The following is a 15,837-nucleotide window of genomic DNA, read 5'->3' as shown; positions in this document are numbered from 1 at the left end:
CCACCGCAGAGGAGTGCCGGTGACCACCGACGAGAGTTCCGGGCGGTTCGATCGCGACGGTCGCGACGATCTGGAGAACATCGACAGCGACGACGAATTCGTCCGGCCCTTCGTGGTCACCGGCGGTCGCACCACCCCGGTGATCGACGGCCTGCGGATCGAAACCCTGGTCCAGGCACCGCGATCCGCCCTCTCGGCGCCGCTGCAACTGGAGCAGCGCACCGTCGTCGAACTCTGCCAGGAACCGCTATCCATCGCCGAAATTGGTGCCGCACTTCATGTTCCGGTCGGACTGGCCAAGGTGATCGTGAGCGACCTCGCCGCCGCCGGATTTCTCACCGTGCAAGAATCGGCGGACCTGACCGTCTCCGCCATCGAGAGGATACGCAATCTTGTTCGGGCGCTCTGAGCTTCGCGGACCGATCCGGGCACTCGCGGCCGTCGCCGTCGCGATCGCGCTGGCGTCCTGCTCGTCGGCACCGCCGCCGGTGCACGTCGCCACGACGCACGCCGACGACTACGGCACTCCGGTGGGCGGGCAGAAGGTCCGTCAGGGCGGTGATCTGGTGATGGGCCTGTCCAACGAGCCCGACCGGCTCGACCCGACCACCTCCAGCTCGCTCTACATGCGTTACGTCATGAGCACGATCTGCGAGAAGCTCTACGACAACGACTCGTCCGGCAACCTGGTCCCGCAACTGGCGACGGAGCTGCCGCACTTCTCCGACGACGGCCTCACGGTCACCATTCCGCTACGCACCGGAGTCCAGTTCGCCGACGGCACCACCTTCAACTCCACGGCGGTCCGGACCAGCCTGCAACGCCACCTCACGCTGGAGGGCTCGCAGCGCACCGGCGAGATGGGCCCGATCACCGAGATCGACACGGACGGTTCGGCGTCGATCGTGCTCAAGTTCAGCACGCCGTTCGCGCCGATCACCGCCGCCCTGGCCGATCGGGCCGGGATGATCATGTCGCCGACGGCGCTGCGGGAGGAGGGCAAGGACTTCGGTGATCATCCGGTCTGCGTGGGGCCGTTCAAGTTCGCCGAACGCATCCCGCAGCAGTCGATCGTGGTCGAGCGCGATTCGCTGTACTACGACGCGCAGGATGTGCACTTCGATCGGATCGTCTACCGGACCATGACCGATCCGAAGGCCCGCGCGGCGGCGCTGCGCTCCGGCGACATCCAGGTCGCCGACACCATGTCCCCGCAGGACGTCGACGCGCTGAGCACCGATCCGCGCCTGCACCTGCTGGTCTCGGGTTCCTTCGGGTTCCAGGGGTTCTACCTCAACATCGGCAACGTCGACGGCGCCGGCAAGCCGGCCAAACCCATCGAGACCCCGCTGGCCACCGATGCCCGTGTCCGCCAGGCACTGTCGCTGAGCATCGACCGGCAGGCCCTGGTGGACCAGGTGTTCAAAGGCTGGTACGAGCCGGCCTGCACCCCCATCGCGCCGCGCACCTCGTACGCCACCCAGGCCGACACCGCCTGTCCCGCCTTCGATCCGGATCGCGCGCGGCAACTGCTGGCCGAGGCGGGCGTGCAGACCCCGTATCCGGTCACGATGCAGGTGATGAACGTCTCCGACCAGCTCCAGTACGCGCAGGCGCTGCAGGCCGACCTCGCGCTGGGCGGCTTCGATCTGCGCATCGTGCCCACCGAGTACTCGGCGATGCTGGAGGCGCAGAAGCGCGGCACCTACGAGGCACTGCTGCTGGGCTGGTCGGGACGACTCGACCCGGACGGCAACATCTCCCGCTTCCTGACCACCGGATCCAGCGGCAACTACAGCGGTTACAGCTCCGCCGCGCTGGACGAGGTGCTGTCCTGGGCGGCGCACACCACCAGCCCGGCCCGGCGCGGCGCGCTGTACGAGCAGGCGGTCCGCGCCGTGACGCGGGCCAACCCCTACGTGTACACCTACCGGCTGCGCAACCTCACAGTGCACTCGAACGAGGTGACCGGGATCGAGGTGTATGCCGACGGCGCGGTGCGGCTCGGCAAGGCGGCTTTCGTCGCCGACGGCAACAGCTGACGCGATTTCTGCTGGTGACGGCGTATTCTGGTGGTGGGACACCGGCGCCTCGGTCGTGCAACCGCCCGCGAATTCACCGGGCGCGTCGACCCCGGCTGCCGGTGACCTGCTCCTCGGACGCGGGCGCCCTCCCGGGCGCACCGCGGATCCGCGCTCCCGGGTGATCGCCGGATCGTAGCCCGCTCCGGCGGGGCCGACCGGAATCACTTGCGCAGCAACTCGAATCATCGGCCGCGTGATCGGCGGTCCGGGGCGGGACGCGGGCCCGTGACGACGCCGACGCCGCAAAGATGCTCCGGCACCGTGGTTTCCGCAGGGATAATGGCGGTGAGGAGGTGGCGCGATGTCGTCATCGATCGGTCACGACTATCTGAGCGGCACGGGGCGGCGCTGGCTGGAACTGGCCGCCGCCTACACCGCCGTACTGAACAGCATCGAACGCTCGATCCAGCAGCAGATCGGTATCGGCTATTCGGATTTCGTCGCGCTGCGCGCGGTGGCGCGGGCCGACGGCGGGGAACTGCGGCTACAGGAGGTGGCGCGGGAGACCGGGCTCAACCAGAGCTCGGTCAGCCGCCTGGTCGACCGCTTGCAGCGGGCCGGGCTGACCGAACGCCGCTTCTGCCGACAGGATCGGCGCGGCGTCTACATCGGGCTCACCGAGGCCGGTGCGGCGGTCCACCGCGCCGCGGCCGATGTCCTGAACGCGGCGCTCGCGGCGGCCCTCGCCGACGAGCGGGCCGCGGGCATCGCCGCCGCCTTCCACGCGACGGACTGAGCGGCTCAGTCGCTCTCGCCGTGTGTTCCGTCGCCGCCCTTGCCGGCCACCGCGAAGCCGGGGTGCTCGCGGGCGGCGGCCCGGGCGGCGGGCAACAGGCCGGGCGGGCCGGACAGGGTCCAGAGCACCGTGCGGGCGGTGGTCGAATACGCGGCGAAACGCTGCCGGATCTCGGATTCCGTGCCGGCGTGCAGCATCTCGCGCACGATCGGTGCGGTGTCGACCGGATGCGTGGTGACGGCGTCCGCGCAGCGGACCTCGACGAAGCCGCGTGGACCGCGCTCGAATTTCCTTGCCGGATGCGGATTTCCGGCGAAGCCCACCGCCGGTTCGGTGGCGATCACCAGCCGCTCGTGCACATGTCCCAGGGCCCAGTAGTCGTATCCGAATCCGGTCAGGGTGGGGACGGTGGTCGGTGCGCACACGCGGCGGCTGCGCTCGCCGCCGAGGCTGGTGTGCAGCAGGCCGATATTGGTCCAGCCCGGCGCCGCCTTCGGGTAATCGGCGGCGAGGTCGCGCAGTTCGTCGGGCACGGCGACGGAACGGGCGTGCAGCGCGACGCCGAGATCGGGCCAGTGCCGGGTGGCCGCCGCGCCGGCGGGTGCCACCCAGCAGCTCGGCGGCAGCCGGAGTTGCCCGGGTAGTGGCGATTCGGCGTCGTGATTGCCCCAGGCCAGCGCCACCGGAACACCCGCGTCGTGCAGATCGGCCAGGAGCGCGGCCGCGGCCGCCAGCGCGCGCGGGGTGGGCTCGTGGCGGTCGAACAGATCGCCGGCGAGCAGCACGCCGTCGTATCCGCCGGCGAGCAGCCGCCGCCGCAGCGCCTCGAAGGCGTCGTAGGCGTCACCCACCGGATCGATGGGCGGGCAACCGGGATAGTCGGGGATCGCCCGCAACCGGGCGCCCAGGTGCACGTCCGCGACGTGTGCCAGCCGGATCATCGGATTCGCTCGTCAGCGTGGGTGCGCCGCAGGCCCTCGACCACGACCCGGGTGCCGAGCCGGTCGATCGCCACAGCACACACGATTCCGGAAGGTAGAGGCCGATTCTGACGCGCCGGAGCGTGGCCGGTGAACGATGGATGACATCTCATGCACCATGCACGAGATCACACCGTCAGCCCCGGCCGGGCCCTTCCGGCACCCGCTGATCCCGGTCGCGCAGCCGCCGGAGTGCGGCGGTGAATTCGCCGACCCGGTCACCGAGCGGCCCGAAGAATTCGCGGTCGCAGGACTCCACCGCGGCGATCGCGCGATTCGCCAGTGCCACACCGCTTTCGGTGGGCACCAGCGATTTCGCCCGCCGATCGGCGGGGTGATCGCGACGCTCGATCAGCCCCTTCTGTTCCAGGGCGCGCAGCACCTGGGAGGTCATCATGGGGTCGGTGGCCGCGTGCGCGGCCAGATCACGCTGCTGCACGTGATCGGTGTGCGCGGCCGCGGCCAGGTAGGTGAGCGAGGCCAGCAGGACGAACTGCACGTGGGTCAGCCCGAACGGCGCGAGCGCCGCGCGCTGCGCCGCCTGCCAGCGGTTGGTCACCTGCCACAACAGCAGCCCCGGGCTCTCGTCGGCGCTGTCGAACTCGGTCCGCAGCCGGTCGTCGGCATCGCTCACCGTCCGACCATGGCCCGCGAGATGGCGGCGTAATCGTGGGCGGTGAGCTCGACCAGGCCGCGGCGCAGCACGATGCCCCAGTTCGGCGTGGCGGTCAGCTCCAGTTCGCCGCGCAGCCGGTCGATCGGAACATCCTGTGCCGCTTCCTGATACGTCACCGAGCGGCGCCAGGGGCAGAAGCCGCCGCCCTGATCCTCGGCCTGCCACGGCGAGGCGTCGTCGACCGCGCCGAGCGCGGTGAACGACCGGATCTGCTCCCCGTCGCGGATTCCGGTCCGCGGCGAGTAGTAGACCAGCCCGTCACCGGGCGCCATTCGCTCGACGGCCGCGCGCTTGCCGTGATTGGCCTGCGCGATACCGAGTTTCACGGCGCGGTGGACATGGTCGCGCGAGACGACGGCGAGCCAGTAGCGGGTCATCGGACCACCTCTTCCGGTCGGGCCGGCAGCGAGCCGGCGGCGGACAGGGCTTCGGCGGCACCGACCAGCGCGTCGAGATCACGGCCCACACCAGCGGCCAGGTCGGCGCCCATCACCTTGCGCCAGAACCAGCGCAGCGGGCCGGTGAGGGTGATCGACACCGAGACCTCGGTGCCCGCGGGGGTGACCTCGACGCGGTGCGCGAAGGTCAGCCGGCCACCCGGCAACCGGGACACGTCCACGAACTCGGTCTCGGTGAGGGTCGCCACCTCGAACGAAACCTTCGGGCCGCCTGCGGGTTTCAGGGTGCCGGTGGCGCCCTGGACGAACGGGCCGTCGAGCCGCACCCATTCGGTGTCGGCATTCCACTCCGGCCAGGTGGCCATGTCGGCCCACTTGGCGAAGAAGGCGGCGGGAGCGGCGGTCGAGGTGGCGGTGGCGGAAGCGATGTGCGTCATGTCATTAGTATGCGCGCTTAGTATTCTTCGCGCAAGTGCGGACCCGGACCGGGGCCGGGGCCGTCACCGCGCGGTGATCTCGGCCAGTCCGTCCGCGGTCAGCTCGAGCGAACGTGTGACGCCGATGTCGGACAGGAAGTGCGGGTCGTGGCTGACCACCACCAGCGCGCCCTGGAAGCTCGCCAGGGCCTCGGTGAGGTGCGCGAGGCTCGGCAGATCCAGGTTGTTGGTGGGTTCGTCGAGCAGCAGCAGTTTCGGCGCGGGATCGGCGAGCAGCAGCACCGCCAGAGCCGCGCGCAGCCGCTCCCCGCCGGACAGCGCGCCGGCCGGGATGTCGGCGTCGGCGCCGCGGAACAGGAACCGGGCCAATTGCGCCCGGATGCGTTCCGCGCAGGCGTGCGGCGCGGTGGCCGCGACGTTCTCGAAGACCGAGCGCTGCTCGTCGAAGATGTCGAGGCGCTGCGGCAGCATCCGCCACGGCACCCGCGGTCCGGTCGCGCGGATCCGGTGCAGCAGAGTGGTTTTGCCCGCGCCGTTGCGGCCGGTGAGGGCGATGCGCTCCGGGCCGGTGATGCGCAGCGTGACCACCGGGCCATTGGCCAGCCGGACCTGTTCCAGATCGACCACGTCCTGCCCCGGATACACCCGGGTATCGGGCAGGTCGACGCGGATCTCGCGGTCGTCGCGCACCTTCTCCTGCGCGGCGGTCAGCCCCTCCTCGGCGTCGCCCAGCTTGCCGAGGTGGTTGTTGCGCAACTTCCCCGCCGACACCTGGGCCGCCCGCTTGCGCGCGCCCATGACGATCTTGGGTTCGCGCTTCTGCTCGGCCATCTTGCGGCCGTAGCGTTGCCGCCGGTCGATCTTGATCTGTGCCTCGGTCAGCTCCCGGGCCTGTTTGCGCACATCGCTTCTGGCATCCCGGACGGCGGCGCGGGCGGCCTCCTGCTCGACTGCCACGATGCGCTGATATTCGGTGAAATCGCCGCCGAACACCCGGATTCCGCCCTCCCGCAGCTCCGCCACGGCGTCGACACGGTCCAGCAGTCCGCGGTCGTGACTCACGGTGACGACGGTGCCGGGGAACTGCCCGATCACCTCGTAGAGCCGTTCGCGCGCAGAGGAATCCAGGTTGTTGGTGGGCTCGTCGAGCAGCAGCGTGTCGGGCTCGCGCAGCAGTTCGGCGACCAGGCCCAGCAGCACCGTCTCGCCGCCGGAGAGGGTGTCCAGCCGCCGATCCAGTTGCGTGACATCGCTTGCGAGATAGTGCAATCCGAGCCTGCCGAGCAGCGCGACCGCGCGCTCCTCGACATCCCAGGCGGCGCCGACGGTCTCGAAGTCGGCCTCGCCGCCCGCGCCGGATTCGATGCGGTGCAGCGCCTTCCGGACCTCCGCGATGCCGAGCACCCGATCCACCCGCAGTCCGTCGGCGAGGCCGAGGTCCTGGCGCAGGTACCCCGATCGGCCCGGCAGCGTGATGGAACCGCGCGCCGGACGTAGCGCACCGGCGATCAACCGCAGCAGGGTGGATTTGCCCGCGCCGTTGGCGCCGACGAGCCCGATGTGCCCGGGTCCGAGTACGACGTCCAGACCGTCGAAGACGGGGGTGCCGTCCGGCCACGCGAAGCCGAGATCGGAAATGGTGACAGTAGACGATGACACAGGGACTCCCAGGGGCAAACGCAGGACATGCGGCGCGCATCTGCGGGCCACGCGGCGATCACCTCAGAAGGACAAGTCCCCACTCCGTTCGACGACAATAAGTCGTCGAGTAATTTATCAGACGGTACACATCGGTGCAAGCTTCACGATGCGGGACTCACGACTCGACGGCCGGCCCGACCCCTAACCCCGCAGGTGGCGGCCGGGCCACCGGCGCCCGCCGACTCTCCGGACGCGGCAACGCCACTCACGCGATCCACCCTCGGCGATGTCGAATTCCCGCCCGCGGTATGCACACTCGCCCAACCCGATCGGCCCGCCACCACGCCCCACCGCGCCGAGCCCAATCGACGCCACTTGCCGTTGTGTGACATCACATTGCGGCACACAGGTTTCCGACTTGCCACAGCACCCGATCGCCGGTACTAGTAGAGCGAATTACACCGATGTTCACTGCACGACACAAGGAGAGTGGGGGAACATGGCCGGTCGCCATCGCGCTGTGCCTACCGGGCGGGCGGCCATCGCCGGTACCGTACCGGTCGCACTTGCCGTCGCCTGTATCACCGACGCGGCATCTGCGCATGCGGCGGCCAACACGGCCTCGGCGATCGCCTCGGACGATACGGACATGCCGGGCGTGCACGATCTCTCGCGGCAGCCGAACACCGACACCGGCCGCTACGTCGCCCCCCAACCGGCCACTGCCGTCCCCGAGGTCGCCCCCTTCGACAGCCTGCCGACGGCAGCGGATGCGACCGACGCCGAGAACGGCCTGAAGTCCGCGGCGCCGCACCAGACCACGCAGCCCGACACGGCCACCCCCGCCCTCGACACCACCGACGCCGCTCCCCCGGCCCCCGCCCCCGCACAGATCACCCCGCCGCCCGGCCCCACGCCCGAGAAGATCGGCCGGCACGCGCTCGAGGGCGCCGGCGCCGGCGCACTGGTCATGGGTGTACCCGCCGCCCTGGTGGGCGGTCTGGTCGGTGGTGTGGCCGGCGCCGGAGTCGGGGCAGCGGCCGGACTCGTGGCCGGCACCGGTGGCGCCGCGCTGACCGCGATCGCCACCGACATCGCCCTGGGCTCCACCGGCGTCGGCGCCGCGGCCGTGATCCCGGCCGTGGCCGCCGAGGTCGCCGCCGCCCTGCCCGTAGCCGGTGGCGCCATGGTCGTCGGCGGCGTGGTCGGCGCGGGAGTCGGCGCCGCCGTGGGCGCCGCAGCCCTCGGCCTCCCCGCCGCCGCGGTGGGCGGCGTGGTCGGCGCCGGAATCGGCGCAGGCGCCGCCGCCGCCGGCCTGGACTGACCCGGTCAGCGCTCCACGACGGCCGGGGGCGGGGCGGGTTCGCCCATGGCGGTGGCCAGGTCGGTGTGGGGGCCGTAGAGGTGGCGGAGGCCGAGGGTGTCGATCAGGGGGGCGATTCGGTCGGAGGTCCAGTCGATCGGCTGGTCGGAGACGCGGTCGAGGTAGTAGCGGAAGACGTCGAAGTCCTCGACGATGATGTCGGTCATCGGCGGGCGCTGGGGGGCGTCCAGGCCGGGGACGTCCTGGCCGGGTAGCAGCAGAACCAGGATCAGGCCGTGGACGGCGCAGCGGACGCCGGTGGTCTGTTCGAGCCAGTTCTTGGTGGCCATGGTGTTGGCGTGGACCTGATCCATGGGGTTGTGGTCGTCGTCGTTGCCGTAGAGGGCGGCCGGTCGGCCGTCGGCCATGCGCCACGGGCCGTTCGGCGGGACCCGCAGCACGCCGTCCTGGCGGGTGCGAAAACCTTTGAGCTCCAACGTGATACAGCGTTGCGGGGTCCAGATCAGGGCGTCCAGCTGGCGCGTGCGGTGGGCGCGGTCGGGGATCTGGACGTTCATCAGGACCACGCCCGGTTGATCCGGGCTCCACCGAATCCATTCGGCGAAACGCTGTTCCGTGGTGGACAGCGCCGACTCGTTGTTCAGCAGCAGCAACACGACTACCTCCCCGCCTGGCACCACTTCGGGCACGTGGCGAACGAAAGCCGCGGGCCACGTGCGTTGTTCGAGCTTAGCGCGCGAAGGTGGGTCTGCGCGTTGGTGTTTCGGTATTCGAGGTGAGCGGGATCGGGTCGCGGGGCCGATCGTCCGGGCATCGGGTTCGGCACCGAACGGTCTCGATCCGGTCGAGGCCGGGTGAAAAGGGCCGGATCGCGACCGGGCGAGTGGATCGTGGGGACCAGTGCCCGATCCGAGCGGAAGGAACAACCTCATGGCTCGCTTGCAGGACAAGGTCGTGCTCGTCACCGGGGCCTCCAACGGCATCGGCGCCGCCGCCGTGGCGCGGTTCGCCGCCGAAGGCGCGGTGGTCGTCGGCACCGATATCGAGGAGGCCGCGGGCAAGGAGGCGGCCGAGCGGATCGCCGCGGGCGGCGGCCGCGCCGAATTCCTGGCCCACGACGTCACCGACGAGGACGGCTGGATCCGGATCACCGACCGGGTGCGCGCGGCGCACGGCCGCATCGACGTGCTGGTCAACAATGCCGGCATCTACCTCATCGCCCCGCTCGCCGAGACCTCGCTCGCGGACTGGAACCGGCTGATGGCCGTCAACGTCACCGGCGTATTCCTCGGGATGAAGCACACCGCGCCGAAGATGGCCGAGACCGGCGGCGGCGCGATCGTGAACCTGTCCTCGATCGCCGGTCTGGTCGGCGTGGCCGGGCACACACTGTACGGGGCCAGCAAGGGAGCGGTACGGGCCATGTCCAAGGATGTCGCGGCCGAGTACGCCGCGGCGAATGTGCGGGTCAACTCGCTGCACCCCACCTACGTCCGGACCGGCATGGCCGAATACGGGGCCGCGGCCGCGGGCAGCACCGTCGAAGCGCTCGGACCCATGCTGTCCCCGCTGGGCCGCATCGCCGAACCGGCCGACGTGGTCAATTTCCTGGTCTTCCTCGCCTCCGACGAGGCGGCCTACCTGACCGGATCGGAATATCTCGTCGACGGCGGCGGCACCACCCTGATCAGCCTGGGCTGACCCGCGGCACCGCGAACCCGACTACCCTGAAAGGCGAGGTCCGGACCCGATCGGAACGGCCTCAGCTCCGAACCGACGCACTGAGACGATCGTGACGAGGATATGGCCCTATCGAGCGGTGTCGCGACACAACGAGACATGTCGAGCGGGGTCGTCGCCGAACTGGCGGCGGCCGGTTTCGACGAGCCCCAGGAGATCGGGCGCGGTGGTTTCGGCGTGGTGTACCGGTGCCTGGAGTACGGCCTGGAGCGCTATGTCGCGGTCAAGGTGCTGCTGTCGGAGGTCCAGGGCGACGAGCGGGAGCGGTTCGTCCGGGAACAGCATGCGCTGGGCCGCTTGTCCGGCCATCCGCACATCGTGCAGGTGCTGTCGGTCGATGTCACCGCGAGCGGCCGGCCGTATTTCGTGATGCCCTACTTCGCACAGGGCTCCCTCGACCGGGTGCTGCACGCGGCCGGGCCGCTGCGCTGGCCGGAGGTGCTGTCGATCGGGGTGAAGATGGCCGGGGCGCTGGCGGCGGCGCACGCGCTGGGCATCGTGCACCGCGACGTCAAACCGGGCAACATCCTGCTCACCGACTACGGCGAACCGCAGCTGTCGGATTTCGGGATCGCCGAGGTCGGCCAGGCATCCGCCGCGATCTCGCCGATGATCGAGGGCACGCCCGCGTTCACCGCCCCGGAGGTGCTGCGCGGCCACGCCCCGACCCCGGCCGCCGATGTGTACGGGCTCGGCGCGACGTTGTTCTGCCTGCTGACCGGGCATTCACCGTTCCATCGCGGGACCGGGGAACCGCTCGAGGTGCAGTTGGCCCGGATCATGGGCTCCCGGCTGCCGAATCTGCGCGATTACGGCGTTCCGGATGCGGTCTGTGTGGCGATCGAGGCGGCGATGGCCGTCGACCCCGCGGACCGCCCGGCCTCGGCGACCACGTTCGGCGAGCAGTTGCGCGATGTGCAGCGCCGCGCCGGCCAGCCGATCGACGTGATGGCGGCGCCGGCGGATCTCATCCCGCACGCCGAACCGCGGGGTGCGTTGCCGTCGTACTCCGCCGGGTCGGTGTCCACCCCGCCTCCGCCGTTCGCGTCGACCAAGTTCCGGCCGCCGACCGCGCCCCGGACCGCGGTCGAGCGGACCCGGCTGCTGGAGATCCTGCGCCGCAGCGGCCGGCGGCGGCTGATCCTCGTGCACGGTCCCGCCGGATTCGGCAAGACCACGCTGGCCGCGCAGTGGGCGCAGGAGGTGGAAGCGGCCGGGACGCCGGTGGCCTGGCTCACCACCGACCCCGACGACGACAACGTGGTCTGGTTCCTGACCCACCTGGTCGAGGCGATCCGCCGGGTGCGCCCGGAGCTGGCCCGGGAGCTGGGCGCCCTGCTGGAGGCCCGGTCCTCCGACGCCACCCGCTCGGTGCTGTCCGCGCTGATCGACGAGATCCACGACAGCGGAACGCCGATGCTGCTCGTCGTCGACGACTGGCAGCAGGTGCACGGCCGCCGCACCGTGGAGGCGATGGACTATCTGCTCCGCAACGGCTGTCACCACCTGCGGGTCCTGGTGACCGGCCGCAACCGGTCCGGACTGCCGCTGGCCACCCTGCGCGTCCAGGACGAACTGGTCGAGATCGACGCCGCCGCACTGCGTTTCGACACCGGGGAGGCGAGGACCTTCCTGGTCGACCGCAACGGGCTGGAGCTGGACGCGAAAGAGGTGGACAAGGTGCGGCAGTCCACCGAGGGGTGGGCGGCCGGGCTGCAACTGGCCCAGCTGTCGCTCAACGGCCGCGACGACCCGGCCGGATTCATCGACAACCTCACCGGTCGCTATCACGTGATCGGGGAATATCTGGCCGAGAACGTGCTCGACTCACTGGATCCCGCGCTGCTGGACTTCCTGATGGCGACGACGGTCACGAGCAGGATCCGCGCCGATCTGGCCGTCGCGCTGTCCGGCCGGTCCGACAGCCAGGAACTGTTGCAGCAGATCGCCGACCGGAATCTGTTCCTGCAACGCCTGGACGACACCGACGAATGGTTCCGCTATCACCGGCTTTTCGCGGATCACTTGCAGCGCAAGCTCACTCAGCAGGCTCCGGACCGGGTGACGGCACTGCACGCCCGCGCGTCGACCTGGTTCGCCGAACGCGACATGCTCGTCGAGGCCGTCGATCACGCCCTGGCCGCCGGCGAGGCCGATCGCGCGGTGGATCTGGTCGAATCGCATACCGTCGGCCTGGTCCAGGATCTCCGGATGGCCACCTTCCTCGGCCTGATGGCGAAACTGCCCCGCCACCTGACCGAATCGCGGCCACGGCTGCAACTCGGGGTCGCCTGGGCCAATTGCGGTATGGAGCGCACCGATCAGGTGCGCTTCGCCCTGGACCGGGTGCTCGCCCTCGTGGCGGAGAGCGATCTGACGGAGGAGGAGGCACTCGCGCTGCGGATGGAGGCGGCCGTGGTGGCGAGCCTGGACGAGTACATGCGCGACCGGTTCGAGAAGCTGCCTGACATCCTGGCCGACAACGCCGACCGGTGCATCACCCCGATCATGGGGGTGGCCATCGCCGATCTCGCCTCCGCCGCCGCGTTGAACCGGTACGACTACGACGCGGTGGAGCAGTGGTTCCGCACGGCGGTCCGCTGCGGCGCGGTGGTCGGGCCGGTCGTGTTGCAGCACAGCCACTGTCTGGCCGGGCTGGCCGCGCTGGAACGATTCGACATCGCCGCGGCCGAGATGCACTACACCGCGCCGGTGCGGGTGCCACGCAACGCCGAACTGGGAGTTCGTCTCTCCCTCGAGGTCGGCGCGCTGCTCGCCGACCTGCGCTACCGGCAGAACCGGCTCGACGAGGCCGACCAATTGTTGCGCGCCGCCAGCACGTTGAATCGTCAGGCCGGAGCGGTGGACTTCATGGCGGCCACCTACATCATCGGCGCGCGAGTGGCCGTGCTGCGCGGCGACCGCGAGCGCGCCGAGCGGCTGCTGACCATCGGCGCCCAGCTGGCCGTGGACAAGTCGACGCCCCGGATGGCCGCGGCGGTCGTCGCCGAGCGGGTCCGCGCGGGACTGCCGGTCGCCGACGACGTCCGGGATCGGTTGCTGAATCGTCCCCCGTATCGTCGGCAGGACAACAGGATTCGCGCGGTCACCGCCGAGCTGGAGGAGGAGGCCGCGATCCGGTTGCTGCTCGCCACCGGGACACCGGAGGACACGGCGGCCGCCTGCCGGCGTGCCGAAACCATGGTGCGCGAGATCGAATCGCAACCACGTCCGAAGGCCCTGGTCCAGGCCCAGCTGCTGTATGCCTGCTGCCTGTGGGCGAACGGGCAGCGAGACGAGGCGAAAGCTCTTGTGCGCCCCGCTCTTACGCTGTGTACCGAACACGGCGTGATACGGCTGGTACTCGACGGCGGGCCGGGTATCGACGACATCCTCGCGTCCCTGGTCGACCGCATCGGCTGAATCGTCCGCCCGCTCGAGGTCGGGTGGCCTCCGCTGGACCGTTCACTCGCGCTGGACCGGTCGGCGGCCGGTGGTTCCGGCCAGGACGACGCCGAGTACGACGTGAGGGCGGTGGCCGTCGACCTGGATGTGCTGCTCGCCCGGCGCAAGATGCCCGTCGGTGAGTTCGCCGCCGTCGTGGGTGGAATGTCAGCCGGGCGACATCCTGCGCTGGGTGCCCGATCCTGGACGAATAGTCCGTTCCGAGACGGCTGCTCATGAATCACGCGGAAACTTGTCGGTACCTCGCGCCATGATGCCGCTATGGACATTGTTCCCAGTGCGCGGCGGCATCCGCTGCGTCCGGTCGACGACACGTTCGGCTGGGACCTCAACCCGAACTGCGGGCATCGCGCCGCCGAGTGGTGCGCCGGTTGCGACGCCTGCACCATCTGCGACGGTGAATGTTATTGCAGCGGCGCCGTCGACGAACCGTGGTATCTGCTCGCCGGTTGAGCAGGCCGACATGCGTTGCGGCTGTGGATGATCGGGTCCGGATCGCCGACGAGCCGGACCACCCACCGTCGCGGTGGGTGATCCGGCTTGCGGAGGATCCGGCGGGCACCGATCACGAGGCGCGGTCAGTGGGCGGGCTCGCGGTCGAACAGTCGCTTCGACCAGAGGTATCCGCCCAGCGCCAGGGCGGCGCTCCAGAGCAGCGCGATCCACCAGTCGTTGCCGATCGGCTGATCCATCAGCAGCCCGCGCAGGGTTTCGATGATCGGCGTGAACGGCTGGTACTCGGCGAACCAGCGCAGACCGGCCGGCATCGAGTCGGTGGGCACGAATCCGCTGCCGAGGAAGGGCAACAGCACCAGCGGCATGGGCAGGTTGCTCGCGGCCTCGACCGTACCGCTGGCCTGGCCGAGCGCGACCGCCAGCCAGATCAGCGCGAACGCCACCGCCAGCAGGAAACCGATCGCCGCCACCCACTGCACCGGCCCGGCGGCGGGCCGGAAGCCGGTCAGCAGCGCCACGCCGATCACGATCGCCACGGCGAGCATCGCCTGGATCAGGCTGCCCAGCACATGTCCGGCCAGCACCGAGACGCGGGCGATGTGCATCGTGCGGAACCGGGCGATGATGCCCTCGGTCATGTCCATGGCGACCGAGATGGCGGTGCCCTGCACCGTGGCCGTCACGGTCATCAGAATAATCGCGGGCGCAACATAATTCGCGTACTCGGCGCGGCCGCCGTGACCACCGAGCCCGGCGCCGAGCGTACCGCCGAACACGTAGACGAACAGCAGCAGGAACACGACGGGCATCCCGATGAGCGTCAGCGTCATCGACGGATAGGCCAGCATGCGTTCGAGGTTGCGGCGCAACATCGTCGACGAATCGCGCAGCGGATGGAAACGGAGGGGCGCGGCGGCCGGGGCGGCGGTGGTCATCGGGAGGTCACTTTCTCGTTGCTGGAATCGCCGGTGAGGGCGAGGAAGACATCGTCGAGATCGGGGGTGTGCACGGACAATTCGTCGACCTCGACCGCGCCGGCGTCGAGCCGGTCGATCAGGGTCTTCAGCGCGCGCAGACTGCCGTCGCTGGGCACGCGCAGGGTGAGCGCGTCGCCGTCGTGCGCGACCGGGCCCAGTGCGCGGACCGCCGCGTCGAGGCCGTCCTGATCGGCGAACCGCAGCCGCACGTGCCCGCCCGGGATGCGGCGCTTCAGCTCCTCCGCGGTCCCCTCGGCGACCACCCGGCCGTGGTCGAGCACCGCGATCCGGTCGGCCAATTCGTCTGCCTCGTCCAGGTATTGGGTGGTGAGGAAGATGGTGACGCCGTCGGCCACCAGTTCCCGGATGATCTGCCACATGGTGCGGCGGCTGCGCGGGTCGAGTCCGGTGGTGGGCTCGTCGAGGAAGATCACCTGCGGGCTGCCGACCAGCGTCATCGCCAGGTCGAGCCGCCGCCGCATGCCGCCGGAGTAGGTCGAGGCCGGCTTGTCGGCCGCGTCGACCAGATCGAACCGCTCCAGCAGCCCGCCGACCCGGCGGCGGCCCTCGTCGCGGCCGAGGTGGTGCAGATCCGCCATCATCCGCAGGTTCTTCGCGCCGCTGAGCAGGTTGTCGACCGCGGAGAACTGACCGGTGACGCCGATCGCGGCGCGCACCGCATCCGGTTCCCGGATCAGATCGTGCCCGGCGACCCGGACCGTGCCGGCGTCGGCGCGGATCAGGGTGGACAGGATCCGGACGGTGGTGGTCTTGCCGGCGCCGTTCGCGCCGAGCAGCGAGAAGACGGTCCCCCGTGCCACATTCAGGTCGAGTCCGTCGAGAACGACCTTGTCGCCGAAGGATTTCCGCAAGCCGGACGCGACGATCGCGGGCTCCGGTCGGGTGCTGGTCATGATGGGCCC

15 protein-coding genes are annotated in these 15,837 nt (G+C 70.3%); 7 read left to right on the top strand and 8 right to left on the bottom strand.

Translation table 11 applies throughout. The features are described from left to right. Nucleotides 1-19 precede the first annotated feature (19 nt). The 3 genes from LBW94_RS08210 to LBW94_RS08200 all read left to right on the top strand — a co-directional run bounded on the left by LBW94_RS08210 (nt 20) and on the right by LBW94_RS08200 (nt 2,820). The gene (locus LBW94_RS08210) at nt 20-409 is read left to right on the top strand and encodes a DUF742 domain-containing protein (RefSeq protein ID WP_225055328.1); all 390 of its coding nucleotides are present in this window, start codon (nt 20-22) and stop codon (nt 407-409) included. Further along, a complete protein-coding gene (locus LBW94_RS08205) occupies nt 393-2,042 on the top strand; it encodes an ABC transporter substrate-binding protein (protein ID WP_225055327.1) in 1,650 nt (549 codons plus the stop codon). The genes LBW94_RS08210 and LBW94_RS08205 overlap by 17 nt, the downstream gene beginning before the upstream one ends. Before the next feature lie 343 nt (nt 2,043-2,385). Beyond that, on the top strand, nt 2,386-2,820 hold the full coding sequence (locus LBW94_RS08200; RefSeq protein WP_225055325.1) for a MarR family winged helix-turn-helix transcriptional regulator: 435 nt from the start codon (nt 2,386-2,388) through the stop codon (nt 2,818-2,820). A 5-nt stretch (nt 2,821-2,825) separates the two neighbouring features. On the opposite strand, the gene LBW94_RS08195 is transcribed toward LBW94_RS08200, so the two are convergent. From LBW94_RS08195 to LBW94_RS08175, 5 genes are all read right to left on the bottom strand, one after another. Continuing rightward, nucleotides 2,826-3,761 (bottom strand): metallophosphoesterase family protein, encoded by a 936-nt coding sequence (locus tag LBW94_RS08195; protein ID WP_225055324.1) that lies wholly within the window; start codon nt 3,759-3,761, stop codon nt 2,826-2,828. Nucleotides 3,762-3,936: 175 nt separating this feature from the next. Continuing rightward, nucleotides 3,937-4,434 (bottom strand): MarR family winged helix-turn-helix transcriptional regulator, encoded by a 498-nt coding sequence (locus tag LBW94_RS08190; RefSeq protein WP_225055322.1) that lies wholly within the window; start codon nt 4,432-4,434, stop codon nt 3,937-3,939. Next, nucleotides 4,431-4,853, bottom strand: coding sequence for an EVE domain-containing protein (locus LBW94_RS08185; protein WP_225055321.1), 423 nt, complete (start codon nt 4,851-4,853; stop codon nt 4,431-4,433). The genes LBW94_RS08190 and LBW94_RS08185 overlap by 4 nt, the downstream gene beginning before the upstream one ends. Next, nucleotides 4,850-5,311, bottom strand: a complete 462-nt coding sequence (locus LBW94_RS08180) for an SRPBCC family protein (RefSeq protein WP_225055319.1) — start codon at nt 5,309-5,311, stop codon at nt 4,850-4,852. The genes LBW94_RS08185 and LBW94_RS08180 overlap by 4 nt, the downstream gene beginning before the upstream one ends. Before the next feature lie 63 nt (nt 5,312-5,374). Further along, entirely contained in the window at nt 5,375-6,970 is a 1,596-nt protein-coding gene (locus LBW94_RS08175) for an ABC-F family ATP-binding cassette domain-containing protein (RefSeq protein WP_225055318.1), read from the bottom strand. A gap of 481 nt (nt 6,971-7,451) precedes the next feature. Between LBW94_RS08175 and LBW94_RS08170 the strand changes: the two genes are divergently transcribed. Next, nucleotides 7,452-8,276, top strand: coding sequence for a hypothetical protein (locus tag LBW94_RS08170; RefSeq protein ID WP_225055316.1), 825 nt, complete (start codon nt 7,452-7,454; stop codon nt 8,274-8,276). 5 nt (nt 8,277-8,281) lie between these two features. On the opposite strand, the gene LBW94_RS08165 is transcribed toward LBW94_RS08170, so the two are convergent. Then, the gene (locus LBW94_RS08165; protein ID WP_225055315.1) at nt 8,282-8,932 is read right to left on the bottom strand and encodes a nuclease-related domain-containing protein; all 651 of its coding nucleotides are present in this window, start codon (nt 8,930-8,932) and stop codon (nt 8,282-8,284) included. A gap of 274 nt (nt 8,933-9,206) precedes the next feature. On the opposite strand from LBW94_RS08165, the gene LBW94_RS08160 reads away from it, so the two are divergent. From LBW94_RS08160 to LBW94_RS08150, 3 genes are all read left to right on the top strand, one after another. After that, nucleotides 9,207-9,977, top strand: a complete 771-nt coding sequence (locus LBW94_RS08160) for an SDR family NAD(P)-dependent oxidoreductase (protein ID WP_225055313.1) — start codon at nt 9,207-9,209, stop codon at nt 9,975-9,977. A 138-nt stretch (nt 9,978-10,115) separates the two neighbouring features. After that, nucleotides 10,116-13,439 carry a serine/threonine-protein kinase gene (locus LBW94_RS08155; protein WP_225055311.1) on the top strand — a complete coding sequence of 1,108 codons (3,324 nt, stop codon included), beginning with the start codon at nt 10,116-10,118 and terminating at the stop codon, nt 13,437-13,439. A 303-nt stretch (nt 13,440-13,742) separates the two neighbouring features. Then, on the top strand, nt 13,743-13,934 hold the full coding sequence (locus tag LBW94_RS08150) for a hypothetical protein (RefSeq protein ID WP_225055309.1): 192 nt from the start codon (nt 13,743-13,745) through the stop codon (nt 13,932-13,934). A 125-nt stretch (nt 13,935-14,059) separates the two neighbouring features. Here LBW94_RS08150 and LBW94_RS08145 read toward each other — a convergent pair whose 3' ends face one another. Then, nucleotides 14,060-14,872 (bottom strand): ABC transporter permease, encoded by an 813-nt coding sequence (locus LBW94_RS08145; RefSeq protein ID WP_225055307.1) that lies wholly within the window; start codon nt 14,870-14,872, stop codon nt 14,060-14,062. Further along, nucleotides 14,869-15,828 (bottom strand): ATP-binding cassette domain-containing protein, encoded by a 960-nt coding sequence (locus LBW94_RS08140; protein ID WP_225055306.1) that lies wholly within the window; start codon nt 15,826-15,828, stop codon nt 14,869-14,871. Before LBW94_RS08140 ends, LBW94_RS08145 begins: the two co-directional genes overlap by 4 nt. Between the last annotated feature and the right edge of the window lie 9 nt (nt 15,829-15,837).

Origin of the sequence: Nocardia sp. alder85J (assembly GCF_020176955.2) — a bacterium.
In the GTDB taxonomy this organism is placed as follows: Bacteria; Actinomycetota; Actinomycetes; order Mycobacteriales; family Mycobacteriaceae; genus Nocardia.
This window is presented reverse-complemented; position numbering and strand designations above follow the sequence as displayed.